We start from the raw sequence: 3189 nt of genomic DNA, 5'->3' as shown, positions 1-3189 counted from the left end.
TTGGTTGCGGGAGTAGGATTTGAACCTACGACCTTCAGGTTATGAGCCTGACGAGCTACCGGGCTGCTCCATCCCGCGACACTTTTGTTTTCCTCAAGCGCCTGCGGCTGCATCGGCAGCCTTTGGCTATCCTTGCATAAGCTCGGGCGGCCATTTGGCCTGCGGGCCCTTGGCCCGTTGGCTTGGGCCTGAAGAGGTGTGAATGGGTTTGTTATTTCAAAGCGCGAGCTTCAATGCCTGGCGACGCCCTACTCTTCCGGGGCTTGAGCCACAGTACCATCGGCGCAGACTGGTTTCACGGCCGAGTTCGGGATGGGATCGGGTGGGTCACAGACGCTATGGTCACCAAGCAATGAAGCTTGCGCTTTGGGTTATAATCGATGCCGTGCACTTTATTGGTGTTGAGTTATCTGGCTTGAGGTTGATCACCACATCGCTGATACTTTGCTGTTGCCAGCACTGTCATTGATGGTGGGACTCGCTTCTTATCGAAGCATTCAAGCGCGATCAGAGCGATTAGGACTGGTTAGCTCCATGCGTTACCGCACTTCCACATCCAGCCTATCAAGGTCGTGGTCTACGACCGCTCGAAGAAATCTTATCTTGAGGGAGGCTTCCCGCTTAGATGCTTTCAGCGGTTATCCCGTCCATACATAGCTACCCTGCTGCGCCGTTGGCACGACGACAGGTACACCAGAGGTATGTTCAACCCGGTCCTCTCGTACTAGGGTCAACTCCTCTCAAATTTCGACGCCCACGGCAGATAGGGACCAAACTGTCTCGCGACGTTCTGAACCCAGCTCACGTACCACTTTAATTGGCGAACAGCCAAACCCTTGGGACCTGCTCCAGCCCCAGGATGTGATGAGCCGACATCGAGGTGCCAAACGATTCCGTCGATATGAGCTCTTGGGAATCATCAGCCTGTTATCCCCGGCGTACCTTTTATCCGTTGAGCGATGGCCCTTCCACGAGGGACCACCGGATCACTATGACCGACTTTCGTCTCTGCTCGACTTGTCAGTCTCGCAGTCAGGCGGGCTTATGCCATTGCACTCTAACAGACGGTTTCCAACCGTCCTGAGCCCACCATCGCGCGCCTCCGTTACTCTTTAGGAGGCGACCGCCCCAGTCAAACTACCCGCCACAGAGGGTCCCTGCACCGGATAACGGTGCGAGGTTAGACATCAGAAAACAACAGGGTGGTATTTCACCTATGGCTCCACGGCAACTGGCGTCACCGCTTCAAAGCCTCCCACCTATGCTACACAGTTCTTTCCTAATGCCACTCTGAAGCTGCAGTAAAGGTGCACGGGGTCTTTCCGTCTAACCGCGGGTACTCCGCATCTTCACGGAGAATTCAATTTCGCTGAGCATATCCTGGAGACAGTGGGGAAGTCGTTACGCCATTCGTGCAGGTCGGAACTTACCCGACAAGGAATTTCGCTACCTTAGGACCGTTATAGTTACGGCCGCCGTTTACCTGGGCTTCAATTCAGAGCTTGCACTCCTCCTCTTAACCTTCAGGCACCGGGCAGGCGTCAGGCCCTATACGTCGTCTTGAAGCCGACTTAGCAGAGCCCTGTGTTTTTGCTAAACAGTCGCTACCCCCTGGCCTGTGCCCCCCATCAAAAGTTGCCTTAAGATGGGGCCTCCTTCTTCCGAAGGTACGGAGGCAATTTGCCGAGTTCCTTCAGGATACTTCTCTCAAACGCCTTGGTATACTCTACCATTCCACCTGTGTCGGTTTAGGGTACGGTCTATACGGTGGGGCTATTTCCTGGGACAACTTCCCTGCCCGGACCAATCCAATAAGGCCGAACAAGTTACGCCATCCGTCACACACCACCAGGCCCACGAATATTAACGTGGTTCCCATCGACTACCCCCTTCGGGCTCGTCTTAGGGGCCGGCTTACCCTGCTCAGATTAGCTTTAAGCAGGAACCCTTGGAATTTCGGCGACAGTGCATCTCACACTGTTAATCGCTACTCATGTCTGCATTCGCACTTCCGATACCTCCACGGTCGGTTACCCTTCCGCTTCAACGGCCTACGGAACGCTCCGCTACCGCTCAGTCAAAGACTGAACCCTAAGCTTCGGTGCACGTCTTGAGCCCCGTTACATCTTCGCCGCAGGATCTCTTATTTAGACCAGTGAGCTGTTACGCTTTCTTTAAAGGATGGCTGCTTCTAAGCCAACCTCCTGGTTGTTTTGGAAATCCCACATGCTTTCCCACTTAGACGTGACTTGGGGACCTTAGCTGTAGGTTAGGGCTGTTTCCCTTTTGACGACGGACCTTAGCACCCGCCGTCTGTCTGCCGGACTAGACTCGTTGGTATTCGGAGTTTGGTTAGAATTGGTAGATCTCGCGACCCCCGCATCCATCCAGTGCTCTACCCCCAACGGCAATCATCCGACGCTCTACCTCAATAGATTTCGCGGAGAACCAGCTATTTCCCGGCTTGATTGGCCTTTCACCCCTAAACACAACTCATCCGATAATTTTTCAACATTAAACGGTTCGGTCCTCCAGTGCGTGTTACCGCACCTTCAACCTGGTCATGCCTAGATCGCCGGGTTTCGGGTCTAATGCATCGAACTCTATCGCCCTATTCAGACTCGCTTTCGCTGCGCCTACACCTAACGGCTTAAGCTTGCTCGATACACTAAGTCACAGACCCATTATGCAAGAGGTACGCTGTCAGGCTTCAAGAGCCCTCCAACTGCTTGTAGGCATCCGGTTTCAGGTACTGTTTCACTCCCCTCATCGGGGTGCTTTTCACCTTTCCCTCACGGTACTGGTTCGCTATCGGTCATGTACGAGTATTTAGGCTTGGAGGGTGGTCCCCCCATGTTCAGACAGGGTTTCACGTGCCCCGCCCTACTCAAGTCCTGTTGTTTCGCTTTCGCATACGGGACTGTCACCCGCTATGGTCAAACTTTCCAGATTGTTCTGCTAACTAAACAACAGGCACTGGCCTGGTCCGCGTTCGCTCGCCACTACTAACGGAATCTCGGTTGATGTCTTTTCCTCCAGGTACTGAGATGTTTCAGTTCCCCGGGTTCGCTTCACCAAAGCCTATTTTATTCAGCTTAGTGATACCTCTCCCATTTAACTCTCGTTCCGGCGAACCGGACTAAGAATTAAATGGTGAAGGTGGGTTGTCCCATTCGGAAATCGCGGGAT

1 tRNA gene and 2 rRNA genes (1 of these 3 running past the window's edge) are annotated in these 3189 nt (G+C 53.6%); all 3 read right to left on the bottom strand.

The features are described 5' to 3' along the window. Position 1 precedes the first annotated feature (1 nt). Positions 2 to 78, bottom strand: a tRNA-Met gene (locus ET21_RS0117695). Positions 79 to 235: 157 nt separating this feature from the next. Beyond that, a 5S ribosomal RNA gene (rrf, locus tag ET21_RS0117690) occupies positions 236 to 350 on the bottom strand. A gap of 146 nt (positions 351 to 496) precedes the next feature. After that, positions 497 to 3189, bottom strand: a 23S ribosomal RNA gene (locus tag ET21_RS0117685) (it continues 101 nt past the right edge of the window).

Source organism: Sphingobium sp. DC-2 (assembly GCF_000722555.1).
Lineage (GTDB): Bacteria > Pseudomonadota > Alphaproteobacteria > Sphingomonadales > Sphingomonadaceae > Sphingobium > Sphingobium quisquiliarum.
This window is presented reverse-complemented; position numbering and strand designations above follow the sequence as displayed.